Here is a 16,111-nt window from a genome sequence, read left to right on the forward strand (position 1 = left end):
CGCAGGCAATCGGCGCTGGCCGTGCTTGCTAAAACTTATTTGTGCAGCAGTGTTGGCATCGAACGCGAGGAGAAGTTGATGGTCTCCATCATCCGCAGCAAGGCGCGAACCGTATCAAGCGACGTCATACATACAACGCCGTTCTCAACCGCTTCACGACGAATACGGAAGCCGTCGCGCTCAGGCGTTTTGCCTTTTGTCAGCGTATTGAAGACGAACTGTGCTTTGCCTTCACGGATCAGATCAAGAATGTTCGGCGATCCTTCGCTAAGCTTGTTCACTGTCGTTACCGTCATGCCCGCTTCTTCAAGCATAGCTGCCGTACCGCCAGTTGCAATGATTTTGTAGCCAATGCTGTAGAAGCCACGAAGCAATTCGAGCGCTTCTTCTTTATCTTTATCCGCAACGGTCGCAATGATCGAGCCCGTTGTCGGGATTTTCATGCCTGCGCCTAGCAATCCTTTGTACAAGGCTTTCGCATATTGCACATCGCGTCCCATAACCTCACCCGTCGATTTCATCTCCGGTGTCAAGGTAGGGTCAACACGGCGCAGCTTCGCGAACGAGAAGACCGGAACTTTAACCGATACATACTCGTCTTCAGGCCACAGTCCGTCTTTATGGCCCAGGTCAGCCAGCTTCGTGCCAAGAATCGCTTGTGTCGCAAGGTTCGCCATTTGCAAGTTTGTTACTTTGCTCAGGAATGGAACCGTACGCGACGAACGCGGATTTACTTCAATGACATACACGATCTCGTTATGAATTACGAACTGGATGTTAACCAAGCCGATTACGTTCAGCGCCTTGGATACTTTGATCGTAATGTCGACGATTTGCTCCTTCACGCTGTCAGACAACGATTGCGGCGGATACACAGCAATCGAGTCGCCGGAGTGAACGCCTGCGCGCTCAATATGCTCCATGATGCCCGGGATCAATACGGTGTCGCCATCACAGATCGCGTCCACTTCCGCTTCCATGCCAAGCATATAACGGTCGATGAGGACAGGATGCTCTGGATTGATTTTTACCGCTACTTCCATGTAGCTCAGCAAATCTTCATCCGAATATACGATTTCCATTGCGCGGCCGCCCAAAACGTACGATGGACGAACGAGTACAGGGTATCCGAGCTTTTGTGCCGTTGCTACTGCTTCGCCAACCGAGGTTACAGTGCTGCCTTCTGGCTGAGCCACGTTCAAGCCGCGAAGCAAAGCTTCGAACTTTTTGCGATCCTCTGCCATATCGATGCTTTCCAGGCTGGAGCCGAGAATTTTCACGCCAGCTTTGGACAGCGGAGCTGCGAGGTTAATCGCCGTTTGGCCACCGAACTGCACGATTACGCCGATTGGCTTCTCTTGCTCAATAACGTTCATGACATCTTCAAGGAATAAAGGCTCAAAGTACAGGCGGTCCGATGTGCTGAAATCGGTCGATACCGTCTCTGGGTTGTTGTTGATGATAACCGCTTCATAGCCAGCCTTCTGAATCGCCCACACCGCATGAACCGTCGAATAGTCAAACTCAATGCCTTGTCCGATCCGAATTGGGCCAGAGCCGAGTACAAGCACTTTCTCTTTCGTCGAAGGCGCTACTTCGTTCTCTACCTCGTAAGTTGAATAGTAGTAAGGCGTGCTCGCTTCAAACTCAGCGGCGCAAGTATCAACCATTTTGTATACAGGTACGATATCAAGCTCTTTACGATAAGTACGAATATCATGCTCATTCGTGTGACTGCCATTCGGATTGCCTTCTTTGCGAAGCTCAGCGATCGAACGGTCGGAGAAGCCTTTGCGCTTCGCCTGGTACAGCGTTTCACGGGAAAGCGTCGCTTCCTGGCGGATTTTATCCTCGAATGCTACGATGCCTTCGATTTTGTCCAGGAACCACCAGTCAATGTTCGTCAGATCTTGAATTTCCTGCAAAGCATAACCACGACGGAACGCTTCGCCTACAAGGAACATGCGCTCATCATCCGGTTTTTGAAGGCGTGCGCGCAGCACATCATCGCTGAGGTCTACTGCTTCCTTCAAGTGGATGCGATGCGTGCCGATTTCAAGCGAACGAACCGCTTTATGAATCGACTCCTCGAAAGTACGGCCAATCGCCATAACTTCGCCTGTCGCTTTCATTTGCGTGCCGAGCTTGCGGTTCGCATTCACGAACTTGTCAAACGGCCAGCGCGGAATTTTCGATACGATGTAATCCAGCGTAGGCTCAAAGCAAGCATACGTTTGGCCGGTTACTGGGTTTACGATTTCATCAAGCGTGTAGCCAATTGCGATTTTAGCAGCCATTTTAGCAATCGGGTAGCCTGTCGCTTTGGAAGCCAGCGCCGAAGAGCGGCTGACGCGCGGGTTAACTTCGATTACATAATATTGGAAGCTTTGTGGATCAAGCGCGAACTGTACGTTACAGCCGCCTTCGATGTTCAAAGCGCGAATGATTTTAAGCGAAGCGGAACGAAGCATTTGATACTCGCGGTCCGACAGCGTTTGGCTAGGCGCTACTACGATACTGTCGCCAGTATGTACGCCAACCGGGTCAAAGTTTTCCATGTTGCAGACAACGATACAGTTGTCATTCGCATCACGCATAACTTCGTATTCAACTTCCTTCAAGCCGGCAATCGATTTTTCGATCAAGCATTGGCCGATTGGGCTGTAACGGATACCCGAGGCAACCGTTTCTAGCAATTCTTCTTCGTTTGCGCAAATACCGCCGCCTGTACCGCCAAGCGTGTAGGCAGGACGAACGATAATCGGGTAGCCGATTTCATTGGCAAAAGCAACTGCTGCTTCAACTGTCGTTACGATGTCGCTCTCTGGTACCGGTTGCTCCAGCTCGCGCATCAGCTCGCGGAACAAATCGCGGTCTTCGGCTTTCTCGATAGCTGTCAGCTGTGTGCCAAGAAGCTGCACATTTTCTGCTTCCAATACGCCAGCGCGCGCCAGCTCTACCGCCATATTGAGGCCTGTTTGGCCGCCAAGCGTCGGCAGCAAACCATCTGGACGCTCCTGACGAATGATTTGCGATACAAACTCAAGCGTAATTGGCTCAATGTAAACTTTATCAGCCATGTTTGTGTCTGTCATAATGGTAGCCGGGTTGCTGTTAATCAATACAACCTCATAGCCTTCTTCCATAAGCGCCTGGCAAGCTTGCGTGCCGGCATAGTCGAATTCAGCGGCTTGGCCGATTACAATCGGGCCGGAGCCGATGACGAGAATTTTTTTGAGTTTATTATTTTTGGGCATACTGAAGCTCCCCTTTCACTTTCAACGTTTCCGCGAGTACGACTTGGCGACGCTTTTGCGGGTTATTTAATTTATGTGTGCGAATCATACTCAGGAATTCGTCAAACAGATAGCTGGAATCATACGGTCCTGGAGCAGCTTCCGGGTGGTATTGCACCGAAAATGCAGGATGCGTATTATGCTTCAGCCCTTCAATTGTGCGGTCATTGTTGTTGATATGCGTTACGGTCAGACCGGAGTTCGCAATCGAATCTTCCATTACAGTGTAGCCATGGTTCTGGGAAGTAATGTAGCAGCGGTTCGTTGCCAGTTCCTTCACCGGGTGGTTTCCGCCGCGGTGGCCGAATTTAAGCTTCGTTGTATCAGCGCCGCAAGCAAGTGCAAACAGCTGGTGTCCAAGGCAAATACCGAAGATCGGGAACTCGCCGAGCAGCTCGGAAATCATTTTAACCGCATGTGGAACGTCTTTCGGGTCCCCAGGGCCGTTGGACAGCTGAATGCCATCCGGTGCCAGGCGGCGAATTTCTTCTGCAGTCGTGTCATGAGGCACAACGACGACGTCGCAGCCGCGTTTAGTCAGCTCGCGCAAAATGCCGCTTTTTGCACCAAAGTCTACGAGCACAATACGCTCGCCATTGCCTGGGCTGGAAAATACATGCTTCGTCGATGTACGAGCTACTTGATCCGTCATTAGTGTGGACAAGCCAAGGCGCTCTTGCAGCTCCTCAATGCGCTCGTTGCCAGTTGTAAGCAGGCCTCTCATCGTGCCGTGGTGACGCAAAATCCGCGTCAGCATGCGCGTGTCGATTTCGCTGATGCCCGGAATGCCATATTCCTTAAGCAGCTGCTCAAGCGAATATTGGGCGCGCCAGTTGCTCGGCACCGGCTCATTGCGGCGCACGACAAAACCGTGGATATACGGGCGAATCGACTCAAAGTCATCGCGAGAAATGCCATAGTTGCCGATAAGTGGATAAGTCATCGTCACGATTTGTCCACAATAGGATGGATCCGACAATACTTCCTGATAGCCAGTAATACCTGTATTAAAAACAACCTCACCCATCGTTTGCACTTCTGCGCCGAAGGATAGTCCTGTAAACAATGTTCCATCTTCCAATAATAATCTCGCTTGCATCCGTCTCACTCCTCAGGTCTACGTATTCCTATATGTCAATTAGCATATCCAAGTTAACGTTCTTATGCTTGCTCCGACCACACAACCGCACCATTTACAATCGTCGCTACCGGCCAGCCTTGCAGCTTCCAGCCGCCGAAAGGCGTGTTGTTGCTGCGCGAGGCAAAGGTTGCCGGATCAACTGCACGTTCGCTGTCGAGATCCACAATCGTCAGATCAGCTGGCGCACCTGCTGCCAGGCGGCCTGTCTCCAGCTTGAACACCCGTGCCGGGTCAGCTGTCATACGGTCCAGCAGGAAGCCGAGCGTCCATTTGCCGGTTTTAACAAACTGCGTGTACAGCAGCGGGAAAGCTGTCTCAAAGCCGACGATTCCGAACGGCGCAAGCTGCATGCCGCGCGCTTTCTCTTCCGCGCTATGCGGCGCGTGATCCGTTACGATCATGTCGATCGTGCCGTCTTCCAGCGCTTCGATGACCGCAGCCACATCGCGCGGCGTGCGCAGCGGAGGGTTCATTTTCCAATTGGCGTCAAAGCCTGGAATATCCTCGTCCGACAGCACCAGATGATGCGGGCAAACCTCAGCGGTTACGTTGACGCCGATTTGCTTGCCAAGGCGGATCAGCCTTACCGATTGCTCCGTGCTGACGTGGCAGACATGATAATGAACGCCTGTCGCTTCAGCGAGCAAAATGTCGCGGCCGACATGAATCGCTTCCGATTCATTCGGGATGCCTTTCAGTCCGTTCTCGCGGGAGAACTTGCCTTCCGAGACGAACAGTCCCTCAACCAGCGTATTGTCCTCACAGTGTGCAATGACCGGCATGTCTAGCGACTTTGCCAGCGCCATCGCATCCTTCATCATTTGCGCGCTTTGTACGCCGACACCATCGTCGGTAAAGCCGATTGTGCCAGCCGCTTTCAGCGCTGCGAAATCCGTCAGCTCGCGACCGAGCTGATTTTTAGAAATTGCGGCGTAAGGGAGGACGCGAACGACGCCTTCCTTCGCATTTTTGTCCAAAATATAGTTGATCGTTTCAGGTGTATCTGTCACTGGACGAGTGTTCGGCATGCAGGCGATTGTTGTAAAACCGCCTTTCGCTGCTGAACGCGTCCCTGTTGCGATATCTTCTTTATATTCGAAGCCAGGATCGCGCAAATGCACGTGCATATCGATGAAGCCGGCTGATACGAGCTTGCCCTCTGCGTCAATTACTTCTGCTGATCCTGTGTCCGGCACTGTTTCGCCGCTTGCAAGCTCGGCGATTTTGCCATCCTCAATTCGAATATGCTGCTTCACTAGGCCGCTTGCAGCTGTATCCCATACGCTGCCGTTAATAATCCATAATGACATTATCCGTTCACCCTCCCGATTTCATCTAAAAGTTAGTTCAAAGCCCGTTCTATGACGGCCATTCTGACCGGAACCCCGTGCTCCATCTGCTTAAAAATCCGGGACTTGGCATGCTCGACAAGCTCATCGTCAATTTCAACATTGCGGTTGATCGGCGCCGGGTGCATAATAATCGCGTGATCCGCCATTGCCTCGCTGCGCTCCACCGTCAATCCAAACTGCTCGCGGTAGCTTTCAGCCGAGCTAAGCATGCCGCTTTCGTGACGCTCCAGCTGTACCCGCAGCATCATCACGACATCGGATTTCAGCGCTTCCTCCATCGTTACATAACGGGCATCAAGCTCAGAGGCCTGCAAGTTCGCAGGAGCGCAAAACTTCACTGTAGCGCCAAGCTTTTGCAGAGCGTATAAGTTCGAACGCGCTACGCGGCTGTGCAAGATGTCTCCGATAATCGAGACGGTCAATCCTTTAATTGCGCCAAATTGCTTGCGCATCGTATATAAATCAAGCAGCGCCTGCGTCGGATGCTCGTTGTTGCCATCGCCCGCGTTAATCAGCGGCACTTTAATTTTCGTAGCCAGTTCGGCTAGCAAGCCAATCGGCTTGAGCCGGATAATGCCAACGTCTATGCCCATCGACTCCAAGGTGCGAACGGTATCATATACCGACTCGCCCTTCTGCACACTCGATACGGCTGCTGAGAAGTTCAGCACCTCCGCTCCCAGCCGCTTCTCCGCTACCTCGAAGGAGAAGCGTGTGCGCGTGCTGTTCTCGAAAAACATATTCGCTGCGAACTTGCCCTGCAGCACATTCTGCACTTTCGTCTCCTGCTGCTCCCAATGAGCGGCACGATCCAGTATGGCGATAATTTCCTCTGCGTCAAGCTCCTTCAAACCAAGCAAACTGCGCTGTTTGAGCTGTAAAAGTGTCATTTAGGCTTGCCCCCTCTGATGAATAATTTTCACCTGGTCTAAGGAATCAATCTCGGTTAACGTAACGGAGATTTGCTCTTGTTTGGAGGATGGCACATTTTTGCCTACAAAATCCGGTCTAATCGGCAATTCCCGATGACCACGGTCAACCAGCACAGCAAGCTGAATGCTTTGCGGCCTGCCGCAATCCATTACCGCATCCATCGCAGCGCGAATCGTCCGGCCGGTATACAGCACATCGTCGAACAAAATAATGTTGCGGTCCTGTACGACCGACAGTTCGACATCAATTTCGCCGATTATGCCTGCTTCCATCTCGGTGCGGCTGCCTGGCGCCTTGCCGTCATCGCGATAGCGGGTAATATCCAGTTCCTTCACTAAAACAGGCTTGCCTTCAATTTCCTGTATGCGCTCTGCAATTCTTCGGGCTAAATAAACGCCTCTTGTCCGAATGCCGACCAGTGTACAGTTGTCAATTCCTTTGTTCTTCTCCACGATCTCGTGGGCGATGCGGGTCAGTGCCCGGCGAATGGCTGCATCATCCATAATGACCAAGTGCTCTTCTTCCACCGTTACGTTACCTCCCATCCTAGCGCAGGTTGAACTGCCAACTCTCATCAAGGCGCTTCACAAGCGTAAACGGCTTAGGCTTAAGCCGTCTTCTGGCGGCAAAGCTACCGTTTCGCGATGAAATATAAGCCCGTTATAAGTGTGTAACTTATAAATGCTTATATTTGAAAAAAGACTCCTTGCGTATTCGCAAGGAGCCCATGATTAACCGCTAAGGATTCCATCCATCCCCGCCAACCTTATGAGTTGCGGAAGATGAGGAGTTTCTTGTCCCCAGCTTAATTAATCAACTATTCACGCTACCTTGCCAGCCTCACAGGACTGAGTTAAAGGTACAACTTTATACCAAAGGAATTATCCCACGTTCGACATAAGATGTCAAGTGGCAGCAGCCTTAAACACGATCTGCCCACCTTGTGCTGGATGTTTATCATATTTATGGCAATCTGTTGGCATACTAACCAGCAACTACGGACATTTTGCAAGCAGGAGGGAACAAGATGCAGTCGCACGTATCACGGCCACATGAAAAAGTCAGCCTGCCCGCTTCACTCGATGCGTGCATCCAGCATATTCAAACTGAAATCGGCGGCAGCTCGGATCTCGTCGTCAAACGGTTCTCCTGCCTGCATCTGTGGCCTGGCGCTCTCGTTTATATTGAAGGCATGATTGATATTCAAATGCTTCATCAGTCGGTATTGGGCTCACTTATGGGCTATGCGAATGAGCACACGCCAAAGTTTGACGATCCGAATGATCGCTTAACTCATGTGAAAGAGGATGTATTAATCGCCGGAAACACCGATTATATCGATGAGATGGAGCTTCTGTTCCATCGCCTGCTGTCCGGCGCCATTGTATTGCTCCTGGATAACAGCATGCAAGCCATTAGCATTAGCGCGGCTGGTTGGGAAGACCGCAGTATAACCGAACCACAATCGCAATCAGTCGTTCGCGGGCCTATGGAAGCTTTTACAGAAAATCTGCGTACGAACACCACTTTAATCCGCAGAAGAATTAAAGATTCTCAGCTCTGGTTGGAAACGCGGCAAATCGGAAAACTAACAAAAACATCCGTTGCTCTTATGTACATGAAACATCTGGTTGATAAAGGTGTAATCGAAGAGGTGCGGCGCCGGCTGGATGATATTGATATCGACAGCATTTTGGAAAGCGGCTATATTGAGGAACTGATTCAGGACGTTACACTGACACCTTTTCCCACGATCTACAACAGCGAGCGCCCTGATACGGTCGCTGCCGGACTGCTGGAAGGTCGGGTTGCCATTATCGTCGATGGCACTCCGTTCGTCATGCTTGTCCCTTCACTGTTCGTCCATTTCTTCCAATCGCCCGAGGACTATTACCAGCGCGCAGATATCAGCTCCCTGTTGCGGCTCATTCGCTATTTATCGTTTTTTATCGCCATGCTTGCGCCCTCCTTCTATATCGCCATTACGACTTTTCATCAGGAAATGCTGCCGACCAGCCTGCTCATTAATCTCGCAGCACAGCGCGAGGGCGTACCGTTCCCTGCGTTCATCGAAGCCGTCCTTATGGAGCTTACCTATGAAATTCTGCGCGAAGCGGGCGTACGCATACCTAAGACGGTAGGCCAGGCAGTATCCATCGTTGGCACGCTCGTTATCGGACAGGCAGCTGTAGACGCTGGCGTCGTATCGGCAGCGATGGTCATTATCGTCTCGATTACCGCCATATCGAGCTACGTCATTCCCGAAAACGGCATGTCGATCGCCGTACGGATTTTGCGTTTTTTGCTCATGATTCTAGCGGCAACGTTCGGATTTTTCGGCATTTTGCTCGGAATGCTGGCCATTTTGCTTCATTTGACGAATTTGCGTTCGTTTGGTGCAGCATACATGAGCCCATTCGGCCCATTCGTAGCTTCAGATATAAAAGATTCACTGTTTCGTATGCCATGGACGCATATGATGAATCGACCATACTCCAATGGCAATGGACAGAAAAAAAGGCAAAAGAAACGTACGAAACGCTTATAAGGAAGGGGACGCCGCATGAAAAGAACAGGTATTTCCTTGTTGGCTGCCGCTTTAATTTTGCTGTTGATAACCGGCTGCTGGGACCGTCAGGAAATGAACGAACTTGGCATCGTTCTTGCTATGGCGATCGATAAGGGAAAGAACAATATGCTGGAAGTATCCTGCCAGATCGTCGTCCCATCGGAAGTAGCATCCAATTCCGGAAAAAGCACGACAACGCCCGTAACGCTGTACCAAGCGAGCGCGCCCACCGTCCTCGAAGCGATTAATAAAATGAGCCTGATTAACCCACGGATTAGCTATATGTCCCATATTCGCGTACTTATTTTCAGCGAAGCGGTCGCTAGAATGGGCATTGCCGATGAGTTGGAAACTTTTTTGCGGCATCCGGAAATCCGGCCAGACTATTATGTGATGATTGCACGCCATTCGAAAGCTTCGGAAATTTTGAATATTTTAACCCCGCTGGAAACCATTCCAGCCAATAACCTGTTCCTTTCCCTGCAAAATTCCGCAAAAACATGGGCACCTACTATTACTACCGCCTCTGACGATTTATTGGAGAAAATGATTAGCGACGGAGTGGAGCCTGTACTGACTGGCGTCCAAATTATAGGTGATAAGCAGCACGGTGGAAATAAGGATAATTTGACGACAATTAAGCCCGCAGCGAATTTGACGTATACTGGCATGGCAGTGCTCAAGAAGGACAGGCTGCTTGGCTGGATGAACGAGCAGGAAAGCAAAGGCTATAACTATATTACAAACAATATAAAAAGTACGACGGGAAACTTACCTTGCCCGGACCATAAAGACAAGCTAAACATCAAGGTACTGCGCAGCCAGACCGATGTTACCTCCAAAATTGTAGACGGAAAGCCGGTTATCCACATTAAAGTCAACAATATGTCCAGCATCATGGGAGATGCTTGTACCGTGCCAATCTCTAGTCAGGATGACCTCAAAATCATTGAGAAGGAGGGCAGCGAAAAAATCGAAATGTTTATGAAAGAATCTGTAAAAACTGTTCAAAAGCGTTTTAAATCCGACATTTTTGGATTTGGTCTGAATATTAGCCGAAATAATCCCAAGCAGTGGGCGCAATTACGCGATCATTGGGATGAGGAGTTCCCAAGACTGAAGATAGAATACGAAGTTCATGTTCAACTGCGAGGGGTCGGCATGCTCGACGATTCTATTTTACAGGATATAAAGGAGTAAACCAATGTCACTGCCAACGCTCATTGTATTATGTGTCGCTATTTCCTTCGGGATGATTCAAATGCCCGCTTTAATCAAAAAAAAGCTGAAACGAGAGGCTTTTGCTTATTTTCTGCTGCTCAGTGCCGGAACCACCTTCAGCATTTACGCAGCAAATGTGCAGCCTGTGCCAAGCCCGCTTAATGCGTTAATTACGATTTATGAGCCCGTCAATCAATTTTTCGATCGAATGTTCCGACCTTAAACTATGAAGGGAGCCACTATGCCATGCTGGAAAAAGGAAGAATTAGCGCAAGACAGCTGGCCGTGCTTGTTTTTTTAGCCGCTGTTGGCGATATGATCTTGATCATACCTGCTATTATTGCGGGCTACGCGCAGCAGGATGGGTGGATCGCCGCCCTGTTCGGCATACCTATCGGGTTGCTTATTCTTTGGCTGATTCTCCATTTGAGCAGCTTTTACCCAAAGCTCAATCTAGTTCAAATCAATGACCGTATTCTCGGAAAATGGCTAGGATCGCTGCTCAGCTGCGCCTATTTGCTCTTTTTCCTGCTGGCTGGCTCAACCTTCATCCGTGAGGTTGGAGACTTTTTGACAACTCAGCTGTTCCTGAGTACACCTATTCGCTACATCCATCTCTTGTTCGTGCTGATCCTCATGTGGGGCGTATGGAATGGCATTGAGTCGATTGCCCGAAGCGCCGAAATCTTGCTGCCACTGTTTATTTTTATTTGTTTAGCTTTAATTGTCTGTCTGATCCCGCAAATGGATTTAGAACGGTTAAAGCCCTATTTGGGCTCGGAAGGGCCGTCATTCGCCCATGCTACGATGATGTTCAGCGTTTATCCGTTCGGGGAATTATGCTCCTTTCTCATGATTTTCCCCTATGCCTCCAAACCAGCTCATCGAAACAAGGATGTGCTTATCTCGGCCTTATGCGCTTCACTGCTGCTTTTCCTGCTCGTGTTTATTTCCTTGACGGTTCTCGGCGCTTATTTTACCGAGCATAATATTTATTCGACTTATGTGCTGACGCAAAAAATCAATATCGGGGCTTTTCTTCAGCGTATTGAAGCTTTAATAGCTACTGCCTGGGTCATTTCAACCTTCTTCAAAACCGTGCTTTATTTTTACGCCTTCTCGATCGGAACGGCGCAGCTGCTGAGGCTCTCTACCTTCAAACCGCTCATCGTTCCAACCTCCTTCCTCATGTTTGGTCTGGCCATGATGATTGCACCCAATCTTTTGTATTATGTCAAAACGATTGTTCCCTACTGGATCGACTGGGATTTCACCCATGGCTTTATACTTCCGGCACTGCTCGTTTCCATCTATTATATGAAGAAAAAATTCAAGAAAAAAAGCTCCGCAACCTGAGGTTGCGAAGCTTTTTTGTCTTATGGCATATGTTATGCAAGCCATTTATCCGTTTGGCTTACAGCGACATTTTGCGAATACGTTCAACCGCTTTTTCCGTATTTTCACGGCTGCCAAATGCAGTCAGGCGGAAGTAGCCTTGGCCGCTTTGTCCGAAGCCGACGCCCGGCGTACCCACAATGTTCGCTTCCGAAAGCAACTTGTCGAAGAAGGCCCATGAATCGAGGCCGTTTGGTGTTTTCAGCCAAATGTACGGCGCGTTAACGCCGCCAAATACTTCAAGACCAATCGAAGCAAGACCGTCACGAATGATTTTCGCATTCGTCATGTAGTAGTCCACCAGTGCTTTAATCTGCTCTTTGCCTTCTGGCGAGTAGATTGCTGCTGCGCCGCGCTGAGTGACGTAAGACACACCGTTGAATTTCGTCGTGTGACGACGGTTCCACAGATCATTGATCAATACTTCCTTGCCGTTGTCATCGAAGCCTTTCAGCTCGCGTGGAACGACGGTGTAAGCACAACGAACGCCTGTGAAGCCTGCTGTTTTGGAGAAGCTGCGGAATTCGATTGCGACTTCCTTCGCGCCTTCGATTTCATAAATGCTATGCGGCACATCCGATTCTTGAATGAAAGCTTCATAAGCCGAATCGTACAGGATGATGCAATTGTTGCTTTTCGCATAGTCGACCCATTTTTGCAATTCCTCACGGGAAAGCGTCATGCCCGTCGGATTGTTCGGGTAGCATAGGTAAATCAGATCCACCTTGCGGTCTGGCAAGCTTGGCGTAAAGTTGTTTTCCGCTGTGCACTCCAGGTAAACGATATTTTCATAACGCTTCGAATCTGTATTGTATTTGCCAGAGCGTCCAGCCATAACATTCGTGTCCACATAAACCGGGTACACCGGATCTTGAACCGCTACGATGCTGTTTTGGCTAAAAATCTCCTGAATGTTGCCGACGTCGCATTTTGAGCCATCGCTCAAAAACACTTCGTTCGTTTGAATATCGACGCCGCGTCCTTTGTAATCATTCTCGATAATGGCGTTAATCAAGAAGTCATACCCTTGCTCCGGGCCGTATCCGCGGAATGAGCCTGGTACAGCCAGCTCGTCCACAGCTTCGTGCATCGCTTTAACAACCGCTTCCGGCAACCCCCGCGTAACGTCGCCAATCCCTAAGCTAATAATTTCGGCATTCGGGTTTTCTTTAATAAACTGGGTGCGACGCTTTGCAATCTCGGAAAATAAATAGCTGCCTTGCAGCTCCTGGTAATTATGATTAATGTTCGTCATTATTTATCACCAATCCTTTAACTACTAGAATAGCTTACTTTTCCCCGAGACTTAATAAAGGATTTGCCCAAAAGTTTGTATTTTCGCGATACTGCTCCGCCAAGTGCAAGGACACTCCAGCCCGGCTTATCGGCCGCGCAGTACGCTCAATACATGGTTCATATCGCCGGGAATCGGCGCTTCGAAATGCATGAGCTCGCCTGTGCGCGGATGCTTGAAGCCAAGCACTGCCGCATGCAGCGCTTGTCCTTTAAGCGCTACTGTCTTGTTGCGACCATACATCGGATCGCCTGCCAGCGGATAGCCAATATACTTTAAGTGGACGCGAATTTGATGCGTGCGCCCTGTCTCAAGCTGCAGCTCCAATAGCGAATAGTCTTCCCCAATACGCTCGATAACCATGAAATGCGTAACCGCATGCTTGCTGTTGCGCTCCGTGACTGTAAACATTTTACGGTCATTCGTATCTCTGCCGATTGGCGCATCAATCGTGCCATGGTCATGCGGCAAATTGCCATGCACCAAACCGATATATTTGCGCGTTATCGAATGGTCCTTCAGCTGCGCAGCGAGCGAAGCGTGAGCCAAATCATTTTTCGCGATCATCAGCAGTCCTGAGGTGTCCTTGTCAATGCGATGGACGATGCCGGGACGAAGTACGCCGTTAATGCCCGACAGGTCTTTACAATGATACATGAGCGCGTTGACAACGGTGCCCGATGAATGGCCCGGTGCGGGGTGAACGACTAGTCCTCGCGGTTTGTTAATGACGATGACATCGCTATCCTCATAGACGATATCAAGCGGTATATTTTCAGGATCAATGACAGCCTCTTCCGGCTCGGGAATCGTAACGACGATAACGTCGCCCGCGGCAACTTTATAATTTCTTTTGCCTGTTTGGCCGTTTACCGTTACAGCTTGGACCTTAAGCCATTCCTGCACTTGCGTGCGCGATATAGACGGATCATCCATCGCTTCGGTTACGACTTTGTCCAGACGTTCGCCAGCTTGATCCTCGTCAATGACAAAACCAACTTGCTCCTGCTCTTCCAGTTCAAACTCTTGCTCTATTTCTTGCTCATCAAACGGTTTGCTGCTCATTCGGGTTAGACTCCTTATCCTCTTCACTTCTCATTTGATCCTGCTTCTCCTGCTTCGAGGTCAGCAAGGCATCAATTAATATCAATGCGACACCTACGCAAATCGCCGAATCAGCGACGTTAAAAATCGGGAACGAATAGCTGCCGAAATTAAACAGCAGGAAATCGACAACTTCGCCGTACATCGCCCGGTCCAGAAAATTGCCGAACGCTCCGCCAAGCACAAGTCCAAGACCTGTTAACAACCATACTTTGCCGAGCTTCCGAGTCGTTTGTATGTACCAGATAATCGCGGCTAAAATAACAATCGTAATGACGATAAAAAATAAACGCTGCTCCTGCAAAATACCAAAGGCAGCCCCTTTGTTGCGGTGCGATGTAATGTAAAAGAAATTGCCAATTACACTAATCAAATCACCCAGGTTCAGCTGTGTCGCAATTATTTTCTTCGTTATAAAATCTACAACAAATACGAATAAAGCGATCCAGTAGTAGTAATAACGCATCTACTTTCTCCTTTCGTTGTGCATGCAAGGCCTTTCCGTCTGCATAACATTCCGTCATATGTCCCAAGCTATTGTAGCATAGTCAATATGGAATGAGCCAGCCTCTGCAGTGCGGAGGACTAAATGCGCAAAGGACGGTGCCTGACATGAGGCTGCCTACAATGGAACAGCTAAGCGAGCTGCATGCTCGGTTAATATCGGACAAGCAAGACATTGAACAACGACTTGAGCATAACGGCCACTATGGCCTTGCTACGGGATGGAAATCGAATAACAGCGATCTTTCAACAATCGACAATCACCCAGCGGATTCCGGAACTGATATGTTCGAGCGCAGCAAAGACATTGCCCTGCTGGAGCAGGAGGAGCTGCATTTGTACAGAATTGATGCGGCGCTGGAAGCTTTTCAAAACGGGACCTACGGTTCCTGCATTGTGTGCAAGGAGCCTATTCCTTATGAACGGCTGGAAGCCATTCCAGATTGCTTATATTGCCTGGACCATGCTCCGCGGCAAGATCTGGACGCGCAGCGTCCAATTGAGGAAGAGACGATTCAAATGCCTTACGGCTATTCCAGTGAAAAAGCCTACACGGGCTGGGCCGGCTTCGACGGCGAAGATGCGTGGCAAATTGTCGAGCAATGGGGCAACTCCGACTCCCCGGCCATGTCTGACAACCGCGAAGCAACCGATTATGAGCATATTGGCTCGGCCTCCGAGGAAAATGAAGGTTTTGTAGAGCAGCTTGAAAGCTTCGTTGCCACCGATATTACCGGGCGCCATGTGTCCATTATTCATAATTCACAATATAAGCGTTATATGGAAAGCAATGAAGGCGACCACCATTTGGAGCAGGACCGTTAAATACGTTTCGCTCATAGACAGCAGCTTCCGTTATTTGTTCATAAAAAGGCCCCTGCTCTTATAAGGCCAGCATTATGAATAAATAACGGAGCGTTTGTCTTTGTCAATGTATGTAACCTACTGCCTAATAGTTTTTCCCTTCCAGCTGAATCTGAACGATGCGCACGATATCCGCAATATAGTCGCCGATAATCGGCAAATTGAGCGCCCCTAAAATTTGCAATACATACAAAATCGTCGCTGCAAAAAAAGTAAAGCCAATCGCGATACCGACGCCTCTCGCCAAGCCAGCAAGCACATTGCGCCATATGAGGCTGATTGGCCGATTAAGCAAATCCACATATTCGGCTATTTGCGTACGTTCCATTTCCGCCGCTATCTTGCTCAGCCTGCTATCCAGCTTGCTTAGCGTATGTTCGAGCGACTGCTCTTCCTTCACGGAACGAATCGGCTTACGCTCCAGCTCTTTCATCTCAG

At 49.6% G+C, this 16,111-nt stretch carries 14 protein-coding genes; 5 read left to right on the top strand and 9 right to left on the bottom strand.

The window, feature by feature from the left end; all coding sequences use genetic code 11:
• Window positions 1-35: 35 nt before the first annotated feature.
• From carB to pyrR, 5 genes are all read right to left on the bottom strand, one after another.
• Complete coding sequence (carB, locus tag AC50Y5_RS14930) at window positions 36-3,257, bottom strand: carbamoyl-phosphate synthase large subunit (RefSeq protein ID WP_056041580.1); 3,222 nt, start codon at window positions 3,255-3,257, stop codon at window positions 36-38.
• Window positions 3,244-4,395 carry a carbamoyl phosphate synthase small subunit gene (locus tag AC50Y5_RS14935; RefSeq protein ID WP_494861739.1) on the bottom strand — a complete coding sequence of 384 codons (1,152 nt, stop codon included), beginning with the start codon at window positions 4,393-4,395 and terminating at the stop codon, window positions 3,244-3,246. Before AC50Y5_RS14935 ends, carB begins: the two co-directional genes overlap by 14 nt.
• Before the next feature lie 62 nt (window positions 4,396-4,457).
• Window positions 4,458-5,747 (bottom strand): dihydroorotase, encoded by a 1,290-nt coding sequence (gene pyrC / locus AC50Y5_RS14940; RefSeq protein ID WP_494861741.1) that lies wholly within the window; start codon window positions 5,745-5,747, stop codon window positions 4,458-4,460.
• A 32-nt stretch (window positions 5,748-5,779) separates the two neighbouring features.
• Window positions 5,780-6,679, bottom strand: coding sequence for an aspartate carbamoyltransferase catalytic subunit (locus AC50Y5_RS14945; protein ID WP_494861743.1), 900 nt, complete (start codon window positions 6,677-6,679; stop codon window positions 5,780-5,782).
• Window positions 6,680-7,225: a bifunctional pyr operon transcriptional regulator/uracil phosphoribosyltransferase PyrR gene (gene pyrR, locus AC50Y5_RS14950; RefSeq protein ID WP_442952562.1), complete on the bottom strand. Its 546-nt coding sequence runs from the start codon at window positions 7,223-7,225 to the stop codon at window positions 6,680-6,682.
• A gap of 524 nt (window positions 7,226-7,749) precedes the next feature.
• Here pyrR and AC50Y5_RS14955 point away from each other — a divergent pair.
• The 4 genes from AC50Y5_RS14955 to AC50Y5_RS14970 are packed head-to-tail and all read left to right on the top strand — an operon-like array spanning window position 7,750 to window position 11,868.
• The gene (locus AC50Y5_RS14955; RefSeq protein ID WP_056041592.1) at window positions 7,750-9,270 is read left to right on the top strand and encodes a spore germination protein; all 1,521 of its coding nucleotides are present in this window, start codon (window positions 7,750-7,752) and stop codon (window positions 9,268-9,270) included.
• A 15-nt stretch (window positions 9,271-9,285) separates the two neighbouring features.
• Window positions 9,286-10,491 carry a Ger(x)C family spore germination protein gene (locus AC50Y5_RS14960; RefSeq protein WP_056041594.1) on the top strand — a complete coding sequence of 402 codons (1,206 nt, stop codon included), beginning with the start codon at window positions 9,286-9,288 and terminating at the stop codon, window positions 10,489-10,491.
• A gap of 4 nt (window positions 10,492-10,495) precedes the next feature.
• The gene (locus tag AC50Y5_RS14965) at window positions 10,496-10,735 is read left to right on the top strand and encodes a hypothetical protein (protein WP_056041597.1); all 240 of its coding nucleotides are present in this window, start codon (window positions 10,496-10,498) and stop codon (window positions 10,733-10,735) included.
• A 23-nt stretch (window positions 10,736-10,758) separates the two neighbouring features.
• Entirely contained in the window at window positions 10,759-11,868 is a 1,110-nt protein-coding gene (locus AC50Y5_RS14970; RefSeq protein WP_494861746.1) for a GerAB/ArcD/ProY family transporter, read from the top strand.
• 58 nt (window positions 11,869-11,926) lie between these two features.
• Here AC50Y5_RS14970 and AC50Y5_RS14975 read toward each other — a convergent pair whose 3' ends face one another.
• From AC50Y5_RS14975 to lspA, 3 genes are all read right to left on the bottom strand, one after another.
• Complete coding sequence (locus AC50Y5_RS14975; RefSeq protein WP_494861748.1) at window positions 11,927-13,162, bottom strand: LL-diaminopimelate aminotransferase; 1,236 nt, start codon at window positions 13,160-13,162, stop codon at window positions 11,927-11,929.
• 126 nt (window positions 13,163-13,288) lie between these two features.
• Window positions 13,289-14,266, bottom strand: coding sequence for an RluA family pseudouridine synthase (locus AC50Y5_RS14980; protein ID WP_494861750.1), 978 nt, complete (start codon window positions 14,264-14,266; stop codon window positions 13,289-13,291).
• Window positions 14,247-14,771: a signal peptidase II gene (gene lspA / locus AC50Y5_RS14985; RefSeq protein ID WP_056041605.1), complete on the bottom strand. Its 525-nt coding sequence runs from the start codon at window positions 14,769-14,771 to the stop codon at window positions 14,247-14,249. Before lspA ends, AC50Y5_RS14980 begins: the two co-directional genes overlap by 20 nt.
• A gap of 161 nt (window positions 14,772-14,932) precedes the next feature.
• Here lspA and AC50Y5_RS14990 point away from each other — a divergent pair, with 161 nt between their 5' ends.
• Window positions 14,933-15,634: a TraR/DksA C4-type zinc finger protein gene (locus AC50Y5_RS14990; protein WP_494861753.1), complete on the top strand. Its 702-nt coding sequence runs from the start codon at window positions 14,933-14,935 to the stop codon at window positions 15,632-15,634.
• Between the two features lie 124 nt (window positions 15,635-15,758).
• On the opposite strand, the gene AC50Y5_RS14995 is transcribed toward AC50Y5_RS14990, so the two are convergent.
• Window positions 15,759-16,106, bottom strand: a complete 348-nt coding sequence (locus AC50Y5_RS14995; RefSeq protein WP_099520895.1) for a DUF5665 domain-containing protein — start codon at window positions 16,104-16,106, stop codon at window positions 15,759-15,761.
• Window positions 16,107-16,111 lie beyond the last annotated feature (5 nt).

Source organism: Paenibacillus sp. JT22N7, assembly GCF_059383875.1.

Bases quoted from the DNA above. Each gene is read 5' to 3' on its own strand.
- carB (WP_056041580.1), bottom strand. From the start codon at position 3,257: ATGCCCAAAAATAATAAACTCAAAAAAATTCTCGTCATCGGCTCCGGC.
- AC50Y5_RS14935 (WP_494861739.1), bottom strand. From the start codon at position 4,395: ATGCAAGCGAGATTATTATTGGAAGATGGAACATTGTTTACAGGACTA.
- pyrC (WP_494861741.1), bottom strand. From the start codon at position 5,747: ATGTCATTATGGATTATTAACGGCAGCGTATGGGATACAGCTGCAAGC.
- AC50Y5_RS14945 (WP_494861743.1), bottom strand. From the start codon at position 6,679: ATGACACTTTTACAGCTCAAACAGCGCAGTTTGCTTGGTTTGAAGGAG.
- pyrR (WP_442952562.1), bottom strand. From the start codon at position 7,225: ATGGATGATGCAGCCATTCGCCGGGCACTGACCCGCATCGCCCACGAG.
- AC50Y5_RS14955 (WP_056041592.1), top strand. From the start codon at position 7,750: ATGCAGTCGCACGTATCACGGCCACATGAAAAAGTCAGCCTGCCCGCT.
- AC50Y5_RS14960 (WP_056041594.1), top strand. From the start codon at position 9,286: ATGAAAAGAACAGGTATTTCCTTGTTGGCTGCCGCTTTAATTTTGCTG.
- AC50Y5_RS14965 (WP_056041597.1), top strand. From the start codon at position 10,496: ATGTCACTGCCAACGCTCATTGTATTATGTGTCGCTATTTCCTTCGGG.
- AC50Y5_RS14970 (WP_494861746.1), top strand. From the start codon at position 10,759: ATGCTGGAAAAAGGAAGAATTAGCGCAAGACAGCTGGCCGTGCTTGTT.
- AC50Y5_RS14975 (WP_494861748.1), bottom strand. From the start codon at position 13,162: ATGACGAACATTAATCATAATTACCAGGAGCTGCAAGGCAGCTATTTA.
- AC50Y5_RS14980 (WP_494861750.1), bottom strand. From the start codon at position 14,266: ATGAGCAGCAAACCGTTTGATGAGCAAGAAATAGAGCAAGAGTTTGAA.
- lspA (WP_056041605.1), bottom strand. From the start codon at position 14,771: ATGCGTTATTACTACTACTGGATCGCTTTATTCGTATTTGTTGTAGAT.
- AC50Y5_RS14990 (WP_494861753.1), top strand. From the start codon at position 14,933: ATGGAACAGCTAAGCGAGCTGCATGCTCGGTTAATATCGGACAAGCAA.
- AC50Y5_RS14995 (WP_099520895.1), bottom strand. From the start codon at position 16,106: ATGAAAGAGCTGGAGCGTAAGCCGATTCGTTCCGTGAAGGAAGAGCAG.